The organism is Hylemonella gracilis ATCC 19624 (assembly GCF_000211835.1).
GTDB lineage: Bacteria > Pseudomonadota > Gammaproteobacteria > Burkholderiales > Burkholderiaceae_C > Hylemonella > Hylemonella gracilis.
Window position 1 is genome coordinate 1 of sequence record NZ_AEGR01000010.1, and the last position, 253, is coordinate 253.

At 62.5% G+C, this 253-nt stretch carries 1 pseudogene; it reads left to right on the top strand.

The annotated features are described in order from the left end of the window. Nucleotides 1–253: pseudogene (locus HGR_RS17465) on the top strand (flagellin); the annotation flags it as partial.

A 253-nucleotide genomic window follows, 5' to 3' on the forward strand; every position in this document is an offset into this window, starting at 1 on the left:
CAACGACAAAGCGGCCAAGACCGGCGTGACCGCCAGCCTGAACTCCGCAGGTACCGCCATCATCCTGACCAACTCCAACGGCAACGACATCATGGTCTCCGACACGGCCGTGCAGAACGGTGGTGCCGTGACGGTGAACAAGATGAAGACCGACTCCGCGGGTGCACTGGCCACGGTCAGTGCCATGACCCTGGCGGCGGACACCAACGCGCAAAACGCGATCGTCAGCGGTTACCTGACCTTCGACTCGAAC